The organism is Ruegeria sp. YKSF57 (assembly GCF_059612585.1).
The window spans coordinates 1-16,540 of record NZ_JBXWQW010000051.1; the positions used below are offsets into that span (position 1 = coordinate 1).

Annotated in this window: 14 protein-coding genes; 11 read left to right on the forward strand and 3 right to left on the reverse strand. The window is 59.1% G+C overall.

The features are described from left to right. Nucleotides 1–498 precede the first annotated feature (498 nt). Nucleotides 499–2,070, reverse strand: coding sequence for a winged helix-turn-helix domain-containing protein (locus AC2FLX_RS18225; RefSeq protein ID WP_496810416.1), 1,572 nt, complete (start codon nucleotides 2,068–2,070; stop codon nucleotides 499–501). A gap of 124 nt (nucleotides 2,071–2,194) precedes the next feature. Between AC2FLX_RS18225 and AC2FLX_RS18230 the strand changes: the two genes are divergently transcribed. The 8 genes from AC2FLX_RS18230 to AC2FLX_RS18265 all read left to right on the forward strand — a co-directional run bounded on the left by AC2FLX_RS18230 (nucleotide 2,195) and on the right by AC2FLX_RS18265 (nucleotide 8,830). Beyond that, the gene (locus AC2FLX_RS18230; protein ID WP_496810417.1) at nucleotides 2,195–3,088 is read left to right on the forward strand and encodes a class I SAM-dependent methyltransferase; all 894 of its coding nucleotides are present in this window, start codon (nucleotides 2,195–2,197) and stop codon (nucleotides 3,086–3,088) included. A gap of 131 nt (nucleotides 3,089–3,219) precedes the next feature. Then, nucleotides 3,220–3,690, forward strand: a complete 471-nt coding sequence (locus tag AC2FLX_RS18235; RefSeq protein ID WP_496810418.1) for a cupin domain-containing protein — start codon at nucleotides 3,220–3,222, stop codon at nucleotides 3,688–3,690. Nucleotides 3,691–3,794: 104 nt separating this feature from the next. Then, nucleotides 3,795–4,358, forward strand: coding sequence for an OsmC family protein (locus tag AC2FLX_RS18240; RefSeq protein WP_496810419.1), 564 nt, complete (start codon nucleotides 3,795–3,797; stop codon nucleotides 4,356–4,358). 32 nt (nucleotides 4,359–4,390) lie between these two features. Beyond that, nucleotides 4,391–5,632: an NAD(P)-binding domain-containing protein gene (locus tag AC2FLX_RS18245; RefSeq protein WP_496810420.1), complete on the forward strand. Its 1,242-nt coding sequence runs from the start codon at nucleotides 4,391–4,393 to the stop codon at nucleotides 5,630–5,632. A gap of 12 nt (nucleotides 5,633–5,644) precedes the next feature. Next, a complete protein-coding gene (locus AC2FLX_RS18250; protein ID WP_496810421.1) occupies nucleotides 5,645–6,808 on the forward strand; it encodes an NAD(P)/FAD-dependent oxidoreductase in 1,164 nt (387 codons plus the stop codon). A 60-nt stretch (nucleotides 6,809–6,868) separates the two neighbouring features. Next, nucleotides 6,869–7,462 carry an OsmC family protein gene (locus tag AC2FLX_RS18255; RefSeq protein WP_496810422.1) on the forward strand — a complete coding sequence of 198 codons (594 nt, stop codon included), beginning with the start codon at nucleotides 6,869–6,871 and terminating at the stop codon, nucleotides 7,460–7,462. Further along, the gene (locus AC2FLX_RS18260; RefSeq protein ID WP_496810423.1) at nucleotides 7,462–8,373 is read left to right on the forward strand and encodes a DMT family transporter; all 912 of its coding nucleotides are present in this window, start codon (nucleotides 7,462–7,464) and stop codon (nucleotides 8,371–8,373) included. The genes AC2FLX_RS18255 and AC2FLX_RS18260 overlap by 1 nt, the downstream gene beginning before the upstream one ends. Nucleotides 8,374–8,413: 40 nt before the next feature. Beyond that, a complete protein-coding gene (locus AC2FLX_RS18265) occupies nucleotides 8,414–8,830 on the forward strand; it encodes an MAPEG family protein (protein ID WP_496810424.1) in 417 nt (138 codons plus the stop codon). Between the two features lie 682 nt (nucleotides 8,831–9,512). Here AC2FLX_RS18265 and AC2FLX_RS18270 read toward each other — a convergent pair. Then, nucleotides 9,513–10,145 (reverse strand): tyrosine-type recombinase/integrase, encoded by a 633-nt coding sequence (locus AC2FLX_RS18270; RefSeq protein ID WP_496810452.1) that lies wholly within the window; start codon nucleotides 10,143–10,145, stop codon nucleotides 9,513–9,515. 488 nt (nucleotides 10,146–10,633) lie between these two features. On the opposite strand from AC2FLX_RS18270, the gene AC2FLX_RS18275 reads away from it, so the two are divergent. Further along, nucleotides 10,634–11,008: a nuclear transport factor 2 family protein gene (locus tag AC2FLX_RS18275; protein WP_496810425.1), complete on the forward strand. Its 375-nt coding sequence runs from the start codon at nucleotides 10,634–10,636 to the stop codon at nucleotides 11,006–11,008. Between the two features lie 8 nt (nucleotides 11,009–11,016). Here AC2FLX_RS18275 and AC2FLX_RS18280 read toward each other — a convergent pair whose 3' ends face one another. Beyond that, nucleotides 11,017–14,241: an AAA family ATPase gene (locus AC2FLX_RS18280; RefSeq protein WP_496810426.1), complete on the reverse strand. Its 3,225-nt coding sequence runs from the start codon at nucleotides 14,239–14,241 to the stop codon at nucleotides 11,017–11,019. A gap of 54 nt (nucleotides 14,242–14,295) precedes the next feature. Between AC2FLX_RS18280 and AC2FLX_RS18285 the strand changes: the two genes are divergently transcribed. Next, entirely contained in the window at nucleotides 14,296–14,499 is a 204-nt protein-coding gene (locus tag AC2FLX_RS18285; protein ID WP_496810427.1) for a hypothetical protein, read from the forward strand. A gap of 595 nt (nucleotides 14,500–15,094) precedes the next feature. Further along, entirely contained in the window at nucleotides 15,095–16,540 is a 1,446-nt protein-coding gene (gene zwf / locus AC2FLX_RS18290) for a glucose-6-phosphate dehydrogenase (protein WP_480749203.1), read from the forward strand.

Consider the following 16,540-nt stretch of genomic DNA (forward strand, 5'->3'; position numbering starts at 1 on the left):
CCGCAATCCCAAGATACCCCGGGCTTTGTCCAGGACAATCCATGTCCGTTTGCGAGGATGGGGACTTGGGTCGCGGAAACCATCAGGGCCAGCGGTCACGTGCACCGCGTCTAAAGGCCGAAGACAAGACCGCTTCTGACAAAATGCAAATCACCTCAAAAATGTCTTGCTTTGCAGGAGCCATCCACACAGGACTTTGCTGCCACTGCGTCCAACGCAGCGAAAGACTGCAAACGGATGCATTGGGGCCATTTAGCTCAGTTGTACATAGCTCTCTCATCAGCGGTCACTATCTGGTCTAAGCTACTCGTGTTTCGCGCTTTTCATCCACAATTCCGAGAAGCAAGACCCCTTCGCCCGCGAGCACCAGCGCCGCCATGCACGATCTGAGGTGGCGTTGGCCGCATCGTCATCTCCGGGTTTCGGTAGTTTTGCATTACACTGCACCGGCGCGTCATAGTCTTTTCCCGAAAGGTTCGGCCGCAGCGCCGAAGGCTGTCATCGCTCCGGATAGCCCAGGCGAAGCAGGGCGTCGTGCAGTTTCCCGCGTGTTTCTTCATCCCGGAACGGAAATGCCGCGAAAAACATGGCTGCCGAGGCTTCCGGGCGGGCTGCCAGGCTTTGATCGCGCCAATAGGCTGCCTTGTCGTGCTGCCCGGCGATCTGACAGGACGCTGCGGAAATCGCCTTGATCAGGAAATGCGCCCCGGGTTTGCGGGCGCCCTGCTCGGCGCAGTTGGCTGCCTGGTCAAAATCGCCGGTATGCAGATAGGCAAGACCCTTGGCCGAAAGCATTGCATAGAGGAACGGATCGATCGGGCTGAGGTCGACGGCGCGCGACACATGCTCCAGCGCGGCCGTTCCGTCGCCAGCCATGACCTCGGCCCAGCCTCGCGAATAGAGGCCGTGCGCGAAATTGGGGCTGAGGGCGGTGGCCTGTTCGAGCCACCCGAGCCCCGCCTGCGGGGTTCCCTCGAGCCAGTAGGACCGCCCGAGGTTGTAGTTGATGAAGGGATCCAGCGGGTCGAGTTCCATGCCGCGCAGCGCGTGTTTGCGCGCGGCTTCGATGGCAATGCCCCGGTCGCCTCCGTAGCGCAGGAAGGCCGATTGGAAACTGGTAAAGGACAGGGCGCCGTGGACCCTGGCGAAACCCGGATCCAGGTCCAGCGCCCGGCGGAAATACCCGTCAGCCAGGGCGTTGTCGGCCTTGTTGAACCGGTACATGTGCTGAAGGCCGGTGTGATAGAACGCCCAGGCATCCAGCGAGTCCGGGTTCCTCATCCGCGCAAGCTGTGCTTCGTGCTGGGGGATATGCAGTTCGAGCGCGGAGATGACGTAGACGATGATCCGTTCACGCAGGTGATGCACCTCGTCGAGCGGGCCGGGCAGGCGATCTGCCCACACCACCTGGGCCGTCCGCGCGTCGATCAGTTCGAGGTTCACGGCAACCTGCGGTCCGAGGAATTCAACCTCGCCGGTCAGCACATATGAGGCGCCGAGCGCGCGTCGTACCTGTTCGACATCGATATCCGGGCCGCGGAACCGGAAGCTCGATCCGCGTGCGATGACCTTCAGCCAGCGCAGGCGGGTCAGCGTCGTGATCAGTTCGGCCGGCAACCCGTCGGCGATGGCCGCTCGGCTTCCCGCGTCTCCGATCAGGGCGAAGGGCAGAATCGCCAATGTCGGCGCGGTGCCTTTGCGGTCGACCCCGGCAAGAGTGTCGGCCGGTTCTTCGGCGGTCGTGACGATTGCGCCCGGAACCTTGATCGAAACCTTGCCGACGAACCTGAAGCCGCGCCCATGCACCGTCTTGATGTATTTCTGCGTTGATCCGTCATCCCCCAATGCGCGCCGCACCGATTTCACCACGGTCGAGATTGCCGAATCCGAAACGATGCGCCCCCCCCAGACCTTTTCGACCAGTTCGTCCTTGGTGATCAGCGTGCCGGGGTTTTCGATCAGATAAAGCAACAAGGCGAAGCTGAGAGGTTCGATGGCAAGCGGCTCGGTCCCATGGCGCAATTCGCCCTGGTCGACACACAGCCGGAAGTCATCGAACGAATATTCCAAATATCCTTACCCCGAAATCCCCACATATCCCCAAGAATAACACAGACAACGCTCAAGCTTGCAAGCTTCAAGCCGCGTATCCCGTCTTTGGCACGGCCCATCCGGCCATAGACAGGAGATCGAAATGAATACACATGTGCAGCCAGATCAGGCGGAACGGGAAAGCGTTCTGGTGCAATTCTGGAACGAAACCCTTGCCCCGAAATTCGTCAAATACCGCCACATCATGGAGGGCGGCCTGTCGCGCCACAGCGACGTTGTGATGCCGTTGCTGGATGTCCGCCTGGGCGACAAGGTACTGGAGGTCGGTTGCGGTTTCGGCGACACCGCGATGGCGCTGGGGCGCCGGGTCGGCACGAAAGGCGTGGTTCTGGGCGTCGATTGCTGCGACGCCTTCCTTGACCTCGCCCGCCGCCGTCCCGAGCGCATGTTTCTGCCGAACGTGCGGTTCGAGAACCGCGATGCCGAAACCTATCTGGGCGATGCCGAGTATGACTATGTGTTCGCCCGGTTCGGCACGATGTTCTTTGCCAACCCGGTGGCCGGCCTGCGCACGATGCGCAGGGCGCTCAAACCCGGCGGGCGGATGGCGCATATCGTCTGGCGCAAACGCGAAGACAACCCCTGGGTATTCGATGCCCGCGACGTGGTGCGGAAATTCCTGCCACCGCCGGGCCCGGATGCCCAGACCTGCGGCCCTGGACCGTTCTCGATGGCTGATGAGGCAACCACCCGCGCGCAGATGGAGGCCGCCGGCTTCACCGACATCGCGTTCCGCCGCATCGACGCCAAGGTCAATGTCGGCCGCGATATTGAAGATGCGGTCGGTTTCCAGCTGGCCATCGGACCTGCGGGCGAAACCTACCGCGAAGCCGGCGCCCTGGGCGAGGCCCGCCGTGCCGAGATCGTGCTGGCCCTGTCCGAGCTTTTCGAAGGCGTCATCGAGCGCGAAGGCGGGCTCTGGATGGACAGTTCCTCCTGGCTGATCTCGGGCCGCGCGCCGGAAGCCAGCGCCTGACCCCACCTGCCCAACTGCAACCGTATTCCCGGCACGACCGTGCCGGGCTCCCTCCGGCGCGACCGACAGAAGATCGCGCCACCCTTCAACCGCAACCCTGAACCAACTCCAACATTGAAAGGAAATTTCCAATGAAGACCTCCAACATCCTTCTTGCCGCGGCACTCGCTGCGCTGACGGCAAGCAACCCGGCCCAGGCAGGGGACAAAATGGCCCCCGCGGCCTACCTGCCCGAAGCGGCCGAATGGGCGCCTGCTCCGCCGGTCCTGCCGGCCGGTGCCGAGATCGCCGTCCTGTCCGGCAATCCCTTTGCCGAAGGCTGGTACGTGCTGCGCCTCAAGCTTCCCACCGGCTATGACGTGCCCGCGCATATCCATTCCGGAGATGAGCTGATCACCGTGATTTCCGGTGAATTCAACGTCGGCCACGGCAACAAGCTGGACCGTGATGCGACCACGCGCCTCAACGCCGGCGGCTTTGTCGAAATGCCGGCAGGCCATCCGCACTTTGCCTGGACAAGCGCCGAGACGGTGCTGCAGATCCACGGCCCCGGCCCGTTCGACATCACCTACATGGATCCGGCCGACAACCCGATGAACTAGTGACCGTAACCCGTGCCGTGGCGCGCCGGACCCTGAATGACCAGTCAACGGCGCCTTCGCGCCTCCCTTAGCCAAACCAAACCCAACCCCGAAAGGAACCCAAAATGAACGTTCAAACCAACATCAAAGCCGACAACGGCGTCGACACCGAAGCCCTGATGAGTGCGCGCGGCGCGTTCGAGCAGATGCCTGAAGCCGCGGCCTTCACCTTCCGCAGCAACTGCCGCTGGAACGAAGGGACCTACAGCAGCAACAGCCTGAACGGCTATTTCGGCCTGGGCCAGGAGCATGAGCGCAAGAAGACCTACGAAATCGAATCCGATCACCCCGAGGTCTTCCATGCCGCCGACCGCGCACCCACCCCGCCGGAAATCGTGCTGGCCGCGCTGGCAAGCTGCCTGACCGGCGGTGTCGCCTCGGTCGCGCAGCATCGCGGCATCCAGCTGAAGGCGGTCAACGTCATCGTTGAGGGCGATGTCGATGTGCGCGGCATCCTGGGCATGGACGCGGATATCCGCAACGGCTTCTCGGCCATCCGCGCCACCTTCCAGATCGATGCCGACGCATCGGCCGAGGATATCGCCGCGCTGGTCTCGCAGTCGCAGAAACGGTCGGCCGTCTTCGACATCCTGACCAACCCCACCAACGTCCACGTGTCGGTCGCCTGAGGCGATTGACCACCCCAAAAGGAGCGAGTGTCATGAAACAAGTAACGACCGTCATCATCGGCGCTGGACAATCCGGACTCGCCATGAGCAATGAACTTGCCGCGCGCGGTGTGGATCACGTGATCCTCGAGCGCGGCAAGATCGCCAACAGCTGGCGCACAGAACGTTGGGACAGCCTGCGCCTCCTGACCCCGAACTGGATGAACGGGCTGCCAGGGGCTTCGTACTCGGGGCCCGATCACGATGGCTACATGTCGGTGTCCGAGCTGATCACCCGTTTCGATCACTACGCCGGCAAACTGAACGCGCCGGTCATGACCGAAACCTCGGTCCTCGGGATCACGCCGTCCTGGATGGGCTACCGCATTCAAACCGATCAGGGCGCCATCGACTGCGAGAATGTCGTCGTCGCCACCGGGGCCGCAACCCTGGCCAGCCGCCCGGGCTTCGCCTCGGACCTGCCCGGCGATGTCGCGCAATTCACGCCGCTGGATTACAAGCGGCCCGGCGACCTTCCGCATGGCCGGGTTCTGGTCGTCGGGGCCTCGGCCTCGGGTACGCAGACTGCGCGCGAGATCCAGTTGTCCGGGCGCGAGGTTACGCTGGCCGTCGGCGAACATGTGCGCGTGCCGCGCATCTACCGCGACGCCGACATCCTGACCTGGATGGAAATCACCGGCCGCTGGGGCGAACGCTTCGATCAGGTCGAAGACCTCGACCGCCAGCGCCGCCTGCCGTCGCTGCAATTGACCGGCGAGGCCGGGGACAACCCGCTGGACTTGAACGCGCTTCAGGATATCGGCGTCGAACTGGTCGGTCGCATGGCGGGCCTCCGCGACGGTGTCGCACTGTTCTCGGGGTCCCTGGCCAACCACTGCACAGCCGCCGACCTGAAGATGGACCGCCTGTTGGCCGGGTTCGACACATGGGCCGTGGAAACCGGGCTGGAGCCCTTGATGGACCCGCCCCACCGCCTGCCGCGCACGCGCATACCCGAGGCGCCGCGCCTGTCGGTCGACCTCGTCCGCGAAGGCTTCGGCGCCGTCATCTGGGCAACCGGTTACCGCCCCGACCACAGCTGGATCGACCTGCCGGTCTTCGACCGCAAGGGCCAGATCCTGCACTCGGGCGGCGTGGTTCGCCCCGGCCTCTACGTCATGGGTCTGCCGTTCCTGCGGCGCCGCAAGTCCACCTTCATCGACGGCGCGGGCGACGATGCCCGTGGCCTCTCGGATCATCTTGTCGGCCATCTCGGCCAGATCATTGCTGCGTGAAAGGAAAGATCAATGCGCGATTTCGAACGCAAACACTACGACGCAATCATCATCGGAGCGCGCTGCGCCGGCTCTGCCACCGTGCTGCAACTGGCACGGTCCGGGGCTCGTGTTCTGCTGGTCGACCGTGACCTGCCTGAGAACGACACGTTGTCGACGCATGCCCTGATGCGCCCCGCCGTTACCTTGCTGAATGACTGGGGTCTGCTGGGAAAGATCGAACAGACCGGCGCACCGCTGGTCACGGCTATCAATTTTCACTACGGCGCGGAAAGCACATCGGTTCACATTCGGCCACTTGGCGGGATTCAGGGCCTCTATGCACCGCGCCGCTACGTGCTTGACCGCATCCTCGCCGATGCGGCGATCATGGCCGGAGCCGAGTTGCATACCGGGGTTACCTTCGTCGGGGCGATAAGGGATGCGTCCGGTCGTGTCCTAGGTGCCCGGCTGGCCAACGCGGATGACCTCATCAAGGAGGTCACCGCCACGATCCTGATCGGCGCGGACGGGCGCATGTCTTCAGTGGCGCGTTCAGTCGGCGCGCAAATGCAAGCCGAAGCGCCGGAACGTACTTGCGCAATCTACGGCTACTTCCATGGTATCGAGAACCGGGGCTATCGCTGGTACTTCGGGCAGCAAAGCTATGGCGGTGCAATTCCGACCAACGATGGCACTCATTGCGTGTTCGCGGCTGTCAGGCCCGAGGCGTTCAAGACCACTTTCGCCGCCGACCCGCTGGCAGGCCTGGCCGGGATCATCGCCCAATGCGATGAGGAACTTGCCACCTTGCTGTGCGGGCTTCCCCAGAGCGGCCGCCTGCGCCGTTATGGCGGTGCGCCTGGGCACATGCGCCAATGCGCGGGGCCCGGCTGGGCATTGGTTGGCGATGCCGGATACTTCAAGGATCCGGCAACCGCCCATGGCATCACCGATGCATTCCTGGATGCGCGCCGTCTGGCCCGCGCCCTCGCGCGCACACCCGATCACCCGCTCGACTATCAAAACGAGCGAAACGCCATGAGCCGCCCGCTCTTCGACGTCACCCGCCGCATTGCGGCGCTGAACTGGAACCTCGACGAGGTCAAGGCGCTTCACGTGCAACTCAACGAATGCATGAAATCCGAAAACCAAGAGTTGAGCGCAACGCCCGCTTTGCCGGCCATTGCCGCGTGAATGGATACCCCTGTGGACAGTCCCTTGCAGCCCGAAGGAGTGAAGCCGTTGGAAACGTCAATGCAACCCAACTCAATGGACGTTAGCCGTGACGCCTGCATCCGGACCGCACAGGCCCGGGCCGTCGACCGGATGCAAGCCGATCCCGACCTGGCCCGCAGCATTACCGCGACAACCGGGGTGATCCGCAACGGCCTTGCCTGCCACATAAGCCAGGGCAAGTTCGCCGCGGTCTCTGATCTGGGGCACGGTATGGGCGGTGACGCTGCCGGCCCATCACCAAGCTTCTATGCGCGGGCCGCCATCGCCGGTTGCGTCGCCATGGCCATCAAGATGCACGCAGCGAACGAGGATAGGAGGTTCAGGCAGGTCGAGGTGACGGTGGAAACCGACATGTACGATCTGGCCCTGTTCGGCATCGGCAGCCTGTCTGCGGCGCCGCTCCAGACCGATATCTCGATCAAGATCGACAGCGACGAAGACCCCGGCGTGGTGGCCGCCATCGTCAAGACAGCGCTTGCGCGTGACCCCTGGTACCTCGCGCTCCGCGACAAGCAGATGGTTACGACCACGCTCGAGCAAAATTCAAACCCGCGGGTGACCGCGTTACCTGACCGAACCGGGTCAAGCGACCCATACAAGGGAACGAGATAATGCCGACACGCTACTGGATCACCCTGATTGCCATCGGATTCACCTTCGGGGCGTCTTTCGCCTTCAACGAAACCCTGCGCCACGATTTCGGCGCCCTGACGATATCCAGCTTCAGGGTCGGAATCGGCGCGTTGGGCTGCTGGATCTGGCTTCTCCTGTCTGGAAAACAGGTCCTTCTTCCCCGACCCGTTCTTGCGGGCCTGTTTATTCTCGGCGCCTTCCAATACGCCATCCCCTTCGCGGTGTTCCCTTTCGCTCAGACGCAAATCGCATCTTCGGTGGCGGGGATCGTGGGCGCTCTGACACCGGTTCTGGTGGTGGTCCTGTCCCATGTCTGGCGGGGCGGCGAGCGCATGACAATGCCGAAAGCCACCGGCGTCCTGTTCGGGTTCGCCGGGGTGGCGATCCTGGTGTCCGGCGGTTCGGACAATGGTGTCTCGGACTGGCGGTTCGTCCTTTTGGCGATGATCAGCCCGCTTTGCTACGCCGTCGCGTTGAATTTCGTGTCACGTTTCAAGGAGTGTGATCTGGTTGTAGCGACCACATGGGCGATGACCGGCGGCGCTGTTTTGATTGTCCCGTTTGCTCTGGCGGTCGAAGGCGTTTCCGCCGCGGCAATCCCGGAAAACTTTGTTTCGCTGGCGGTCTTCGGCTTCGGCATGACCTCCCTGCCTTTCCTTGTGCTTTATTCGATCCTCCCGCGCGTCGGCGCCACAAACGTGTCGCTGGTGACCTTCGTCGCACCGGTGTCGTCGCTTCTGATCGGGGCATGGATCCTACACGAGCCGACCGGACCCATGCAGCTCATCGGTGTTTCGTTCATCCTCGCGGGGCTGATCGTGATCGACGGTCGCATGCCCAGGGCTCTCTTGCGGGCAAACGGTCCCGTCGTTTACCGCGAACAGACATGAACTTCGCAATCCCACAGCCTCTTCAAAGGAAGTCAAGACAATGACCACTCCCATCGCAGCCCTTCTTGTTTTCGCCATGTGGACCTTGCTGCTTCTGACCGCAACAGTGGGTGTCTATCGCTGGTCGCAGGTCCTTGCCGGGCGGGCAACGGTGCGCGAATGGCGCGGCGACCGGCCACAGGGCGCCGATTGGTACCTGCGCGCCCTGCGGGCGCACGCGAATTGCGTGGAAAACCTGCCGGTCTTCGCGGTTGTGGTCCTTGCCGCGCATCTGACAGGCGTGTCGTACACCGCGCTGGACGTGTTAGCCGTCACCATCGTCGTTGCGCGCATTGCGCATTCGATCACCCATGTCGCCTTTGACCAGACCGAGCGGGTGGCCGTCACCCGCTTCACCCTTTTTCTGATACAGGTCCTGTCGATGATGGCCGTCGCAGTCATTGTTGTTTTGGGTTGATTGGGCGTTGCAACTTGCCTGCCAAGATGGTGAGCACGGGTCGTGCTCTGACAATCCCGTGAGACCTTGCGTCCAGGGCTGCGGACGCACAGCAATCGGACAACGCATGCAAGCGCACAAAACCACCAGTGCTGGTAGGTTTCCCGCCAACGACGGACATCCCGAACGTGTATCGCCGAAGTTATAACCGCAAAAGGCGTGGAGCGATCGGATACCATCCTGCGCCATATTGATCTGCAACCAGGCCTTCGCACTGCAACTGGCTACAAGCTGAGCACGCCTGAGAGGATATTGCGCCATAGAATCGAGAAGCTGAACAACGGCCCACCTTCCAATCCACCCCGCTTGCCCCTAGCACTCCAGCTAAACTCTAACGTGCGCGTACACATGCGGCTATTCAACCAGCGGCCAGTGGGTAATACGGGGAGCCGCAAATTGACGCCACATTAACCGGTTATCAGTGGAAAAATCCTGGATACCAACGAGTGGTCTGCAACCACCGGTTCAATCCAGCATGAAGCAACCGCGAGGCTGAGATCGAACGGCAACCTTTGCGACGTTTCCAGATATTCTTCGCATCCGCGGCGCCGGGTTAGTTTGGGCTCCATCCCGCCTCTTGTCGCGGCGCGAATGTAGGTCCGGTCCGGATTGGCGAACGGCAAATGCCGCCCGCCAACGTGGTTCAGATGTAAATCTGCTCGGCGATACTCAACGCATTTTCAAGTTCGACGCCGAGGTATCTGACAGTGCTGTCAACTTTTGTGTGTCGGAGCAGCAGTTGAACCGCTCTGAGATTTCTGGTCTTCCGGTATATCTCCGCTGCTTTGGTCCGGCGCAGCGAGTGGGTTCCGTATCCGCTGGGTTCCAGCCCTATCGCGGCCACCCAATCCCGAACAAGCCGGCCATATTGGCGAGTTGAGATGTGTGGGCGGTCGTTAAACCGACTTGGAAACATGAAGCGGCAACCAATCATTTCCGGCGACTTGATCCACGCGATAATCGTATCATTCGTATTTTCAGAGAGTTCGAACTGAACGGGTTGCTTGGTCTTGCTCTGGATCACGGACACCCTTTCGCGAACGCGATCATCCCTAACCAAGTCGGCGACGGCCAGTTTGACCAAATCACATCCGCGAAGTTTGCTATCAATCGCCACGTTGAACAGCGCAAGATTGCGCAGGTTGCTCGCCAATTCGAGTCGCGCACGGATAGCCCAGACCTGTTTCGGCATGAGCGGCTGTTTCTGGCCGATGATCCGGCCCTTGTTCCAGGCTCTTCGTTTCGGGGTGACAGCGGGAAGTTGGACTCTTGGCATTGTTTGCCTTCCAATCCTCCCGCCAGACCCAGACATCAGCACCGCGCTGACCATCGAAGTCTACTGGTTGTCGGAATGGCAGGTGTCGGAATGCGCACCCTTTGAGTGTCGCTGAGTCTGCATTTGGCAGCATTGAGCCCTTGGTGACCGATGCTCCGCGATTAACCGACGGCAACTATGCGCAGATGGTGAGATTTACAAGGTCACGTTTCACCGCGCTGTCAATTTTGCCAGGTCAGTCCAGAACAGACGCTCAACGATGGATCGCGGTGCAGCACAGTGGTCGGTCGTTCCGGTCATTCGTGAACCGATCGGTATTCTTTACACGAACAATACCTTCAGTCAGACCGAGCCGCCGGGTTCGGCCCAATCAGTCTGTTCCTGCCATTGTCAGTTGGCACCGTCTCAACTGGCCGAAAATATCACCGGCCTTGTGAAAAAATGGTACACTTTCTGAGAATGCGCAATTGCCGACGGGGGTATTACAAATGGCACATGAAAAACAATTAGAAGATTTGAAGGCAGGTTGGGCAGCCCTTGCTGCAGGGGACATGGACAAACTTGCTGGTTTCTATGCCGAGGAAATGATTTTTGTATTACCTGGGCAGGATGATGTTTTGGAGGGGCGGGCTGCCTTCAGGTCGGCTCTTGACGGGATTGGTCAGGCGCTACCGCCGGGCTTCGACATAACTGATCTGCGCTATTGCCAAGGTGACAATGAGATTATGAACGTTGTGGAGTTTAAGTCTGACAAACTGCCGAACGGCTCGCAATGCGCGGTGTTGTTCAAGTTTAATTCTGACGACCTGATCATTGAAGAACGCTGGTTTATCGATACCGATCAGTGGAAAGCTGCATTTTGATCAAACGGTTAAATTTCGGACGTATTGTTTATCCGTAGTGCTGTGTGGTTCAGGCTCTGCTCCAGAGTTGGCCAGCCTAGCGGAGTACAAATTTGAATCCCGAGTTCAATGAGCTGAAGCGCCTTTTCAGGATGCTTCGCCTGTAGCTCCATTTCAGCAACAATTCCTATTGCTTCCGAGTGAAGCCCATCCATTTCCAAATTGGCCGCCTTGTCCTGAATTTCCCGCAGGATTTTTCGCGCTTCCGGCAAATGCCTTGTTGTGGCAATGTATTTCAATAGCTCCAACCTTGAAATGCAAGCGCCGCGGAAGTTCCCATGCTCCTCAAAGTAGCTTATGCCCGTCTCAAGCCATTCGATCCCTTCATCAGTTCGCCCTGTTTGGATCAACGCGGAGCCATACGCGGCGTCCCCGGCATACGCAAAGTAGAATGCGCCAATCTGTTCGCTGCGCCACGGCGCCTTTGCAAGACGCTCAAGGCCCTGTTCAGGTTCACCCAGCGCCACGTCCGTCATGCCTAAAGCAAGTTCGGACATAAGCCTATCAAAACCGCTCGCAGCACTTTCCATCCCGGTGCGCGCAAATTGGAACGCTTCAATCTTGTTCCCAGCCATCGCATGGCTGACAGCAAGAAGACAGGCACCCCAGCACTCAGCTGGCGGGTAGCTGTCGTGATCGCCCATCTCAAACAATGATTGAGCCATTTCTACCGCGACACCTATTTTGCCGATCTGTATCGCGTGGCACCATCGTCCATAATAAGCCAGCGTTTTTAGATAGCGATCTCCAAGTTGTTCGCCTGTCGCTCGCACAACGTCTGCCTGAGACACCAAACTGGAGTACCGCTCGCCTTCTGCAACGATACAGTCCAACCACAGGGTCAGCCCAAGCGCATAACCGACACACCTTTCATCTCCAAGTTGGCGGCCAATGTGCAGAGCAGCATCAAACGATTTTGCCGCGTCTTTGAAACGTCCGGCATGTAGATAACCTTCACCGATCCACGTTAGTGATCGCGAAACTTCTTCAATTTCACCAAGCGTTTGTATGCGTGGCAAGTGGCTTTTCGCCAGCTTGGTCATCGCGGCAAAATCTCCATTCCAGCAGAGAACCTGCGTCTGGTTCACAACAGTCCGAGCCAGGAGTAATGTCGCGTCATCCCCGGTTTGATCCATCGTCAAGTTCAGGCACTTTCCAAACCACATTTCGGCATCGCGCAATGCAAAAAGGTCAAGCGCCTTGCTACCTGCCAAATTGGCGAAACGAGCGGTGGAATTGTAGTCGCCCGCAGCTTCAAAATGATGCGCCAAGGTCTCCGCCACTTCGGTCAGGTTGCCGGCGTACATTCTTGCTATTCTCTGTGCCGCCTCCAGATGAAGCATACGTCGATCATCAGAAAGCAAACTTTCATAAATCACCTGTTGAACGAGTGCGTGGTGGAAGCGCACCTTCTGTGCGTTCTGTGGCGAGGGCTCCAGAATACCCAGCCCCCCAATTTCATCGAATTCTGTTTGCAAGTCGTCTCCAAGTAACGAGATTTCCGCTTCGCGGCCAAAAACGGACGCCATTTCTGCGACGCGGCGCGCACCGGGAGAAAGCGCATCGACCCTGTGCATCAAGAGACCTGCAAGCGTATCGGGAATAGAGGCGCCGGATTCAGTTTCCAAACTTTCGTAAGTGCCTAAAACGTGACGTGCTAGTTCCTCCAGGAAAAGAGGGTTACCTCCAGCGCGTTCGACAAGATCGCTAAAATCACGAGTTTCTACTTCTGAGGCCACGCATTCGCGAAGCAGCAGATCTGACTGTTTTCGATCCAAAGGGGTCAGGTTGATATTCTCAACCCCCTGGGCGTTGAGCCATGTCGCCTCAAAGTCCGGCCTACAACAAGTTAGAACGAGGACGCCAGGCCTATTGGCCTTGCGGATCAGGTGATTGATAACACTTACCGATCTTTCGTCAGCCCAGTGCAGATCGTTGAGAAACAGAACCGTTGGAGACGTCCGCCCATGAGAAACCACCAGTTCGATCAGGGCTTCATGTGTGCGGGGCCCAACCATTTCTGGATCGACTTGCGATTGATCAACTTTTTTATTTCCGATGAGCAGTAGCAAGTAGGGCACGTGGCGTTTGCGATCCAGCCCAATCTGGGCAAACCCGTCTTCTGGCGAAAGGCCTTCCCGTTTTCTATCCGCTGCATACTCACGTACCAATTCGATAAATGGGTGGAAAGCAGTGGACCCTCCATGGGGGCTGCATTGCCCCTTTAGACGGGTAATTGTTCCCCCAGAATTTTTAAAAAATTCACGAACCAGTCTCGATTTTCCAATCCCGGCTTCACCGATCACATTCACCGTCACTGAGGCACCTGCACGCATACGCCCCAACGCAGCTGTCAATGCGTTCAACTCTTGGCGGCGTCCGACAAGCGGTGTCAGGATGTCTTTTTGTCGATCCAGACGATCTCGCGGTCTGGCAACGGCGGTTACCTTCCAAACCGAAACCGGGTCCTCAAAGCCCTTCAAAAAATGTGGCCCCAGGTTTTCAAAATGCGCGGTGCCATCAGCGAGCCGTCGACTCGTCGGGCCAACGACAACACCGCTTGGCGGAGCTACCGACTGCAGGCGCGCCGCAAGATTTGGTGTCGATCCCAGAGCGCTGTGTTCATTGGCCATACCTTCACCGACAACTTCTCCAATAACCACTGGCCCTGTTTCAATTCCGACACGGGCCGTCACTGAAACACCTTCAGGTGAGCCTGGTAAGTCCGAAGCCAGCTTGACCAGTTCCCAGCCCGCTCGAATGGCTCGATCTGCATCGTCTTCATGACTTTGGGGATAGCCGAAATATGCCAACACCCCGTCACCGAAATACTTTGCGACATATCCACCGTACTGTTCGACCGTGCTTTTGGCGGTATTCTGAAAACTTCGGATATGGGCGTGGTAATCTTCCAGAGTGATCTGTGTTGACAACGCGGTCGAATCTACCAGATCGGCAAACATCAAGGTCAAGAGACGCCTCCTGACTGGTGCCTCGCAATCCGCCTCAGTTACAATCTGCGCTGCCGCGGCCAAGATGCGTTTGCGGTGGCCAAGTTTTTCTATCCCCAACTCACGCAAATCGTCGGCAGTCAAATCGCCAAGTAGATCGTAATCAACGCCTTGCTTGCGAAAGGCCTCGTTGTATTCGGTGAGCCCAAGCTCGCTAAGAAAGTTATGCACCCGTTGCGGCATAGGAAACCTCGGTCGAGGAAACCACATTAGCACAAATCAAACCCGGCTTGTATCTTGACCATTCATAACAACCGCTTCGAGGGCTTTCAGGTGAAGTCAGTGGATTTTTACGGTCTCTTTCTTCCCGGCGTCTGGATTGCGGATGTTGCTCGAAGAATTTTGCGGCCGCAGAGAAAGGCCAAGTCCGCCCGACTGGCCTTAACTGCCCTGCTGATCTACTACCCGATCAAAGATCCGCTGTGGGCTAAGGGTGAGTGAAAACTCTGACCGTCCGGCGAAGTATGCCGAAAATACCCTCGATACGGAATCTCTTGCGATTCTGAGAGAGTTTTTGCACAGGCGCTGAAAACGAGCGCGACGAGAGAGCTCGTGGGCCGGAGTTTCACACACCCTCGGCTGAGAGCGGTCATTGCCTTACGCTGAGCGGACGGCGGCTCTGTCCGCACCCTGTAAATTGCCTTCGTCAATTTCGCTGCGGCACGAACGAACGGCGGTTTTACCCGCTGGGCTGCAACACAAAAAATTACGCGCGTGCAGATAAATCTGTGCGGCGAGCGCGCGCAGCAAGATTTTGACACATCCGCTCAGGGCTCTTCCACGTCTTTCGCTGCACAAACCACAGAAGACTGGTTTGGGAAGAGCCGACCTTGGGTCGTTCAGAAAACAAGGGTTTCTCAGGACTTCTGTCATCATCGGTGCGGGTCTCTGAAGCACAAGGGAATCCTGCCTTGCAATCCATGCCATAATTGGTATGAAGCAACATGAATATGTTAACGCTAACATAGCGGCTTTGAAGCGGACGCTCGACCGCTATATCATCAAGGGCGGGTAAATTTCAGGAGGAGCCCAGAACATGGTTTCACGCGTGATACCGGTTGACCCGTTCGATCTGGTACTGTTCGGCGCGACTGGCGATCTGGCGCAACGCAAGATATTGCCCGGTCTTTATCACCGGTTCGAGGTCGGGCAGATGCCGGACGCGGCCCGGATTATCGGTTCGGCGCGTTCTGATATGGACGCCGTGGCGTTCCGGGAACTTGTACAAAATGGCATAAGGCAGTTCGCACCCCAGTACAAATCGGACATCTTGGCTCGTTTCCTGGAGCGCGTTGAATATATTCCGGTCGATGCGCTGGGCGACTCGGGTTGGTCCGATCTGGTCAATTCCCTGCGCCCTGACGCGGTGCGCGCTTTCTATCTGTCGGTCGGCCCGTCGCTCTTTTCCGGCATCGCGCGGCGGTTGCACGACTACGGTCTGGCCACTCTGGAAAGCCGTATCGTCATCGAAAAGCCTTTCGGTCATGACCTGTCCTCGGCGCAGGCCCTGAACGCGGAATTGCGTGGGTGTTTCAAAGAACATCAGATCTATCGCATTGATCATTATCTGGGCAAGGAAACCGTTCAGAACCTGATGGCGCTGCGCTTCGCCAATTCGCTGTTCGAACCTTTGTGGAATTCGACCCATATCGACCATGTTCAGATCACCGTGGCCGAAACCGTCGGAATCGAGGGACGCGAAGCCTATTATGACAGGTCCGGTGCCATGCGGGACATGATCCAGAATCACCTGATCCAGCTTCTCTGTCTCATCGCGATGGAACCCCCGTCAAAGTTCAACCCCAACGCGGTTCGTGACGAGAAAGTCAAGGTAATAGAGGCACTTGAGCCGGTGGAACCCGGTGACATCGCGCGCGGGCAGTATCGCGCCGACAAGGGTGCAGACGGCTTTATCGATCACGTGGGCAACAAGGAAAGCCGCACCGAAAGCTTCATTGCGCTCAAGGTGCGTGTCGGCAACTGGCGCTGGGCCGGGGTGCCGTTCTATCTGCGAACGGGCAAGCGCCTGCGTGCACGGGAATCCGAAATCGCCGTGTATTTCCGCGACCCGCCACATACGATATTTCCCAATGTCGGCCACCTGCGCGGCAACGTACTGGTGATCCGCCTGCAGCCGGACGAAGGCATCACTCTGAGCACCACCATTAAGGATCCGGGTCCGGGCGGGTTCCGGCTGGCGGATGTGTCGCTGGACATGAGTTTTGCCGAGGCGCTGGGCGCGGATTCCCGCGCGCAGGACGCCTATGAACGGCTGGTAATGGATGTCATTCGCGGCGACCAGACCCTGTTCATGCGCGGCGACGAGGTCGAAGCTGCATGGGCATGGGTCGATCCTGTCATCCAGAGTTGGGAGGACAACCGCGACCGCCCATCGCTTTACGATCAAGGCAGTTCCGGCCCCGAAGATGCGCTGATGCTGATGCACCGCGATGGCAGACGCTGGCGGCAGATCGGAGAGTGA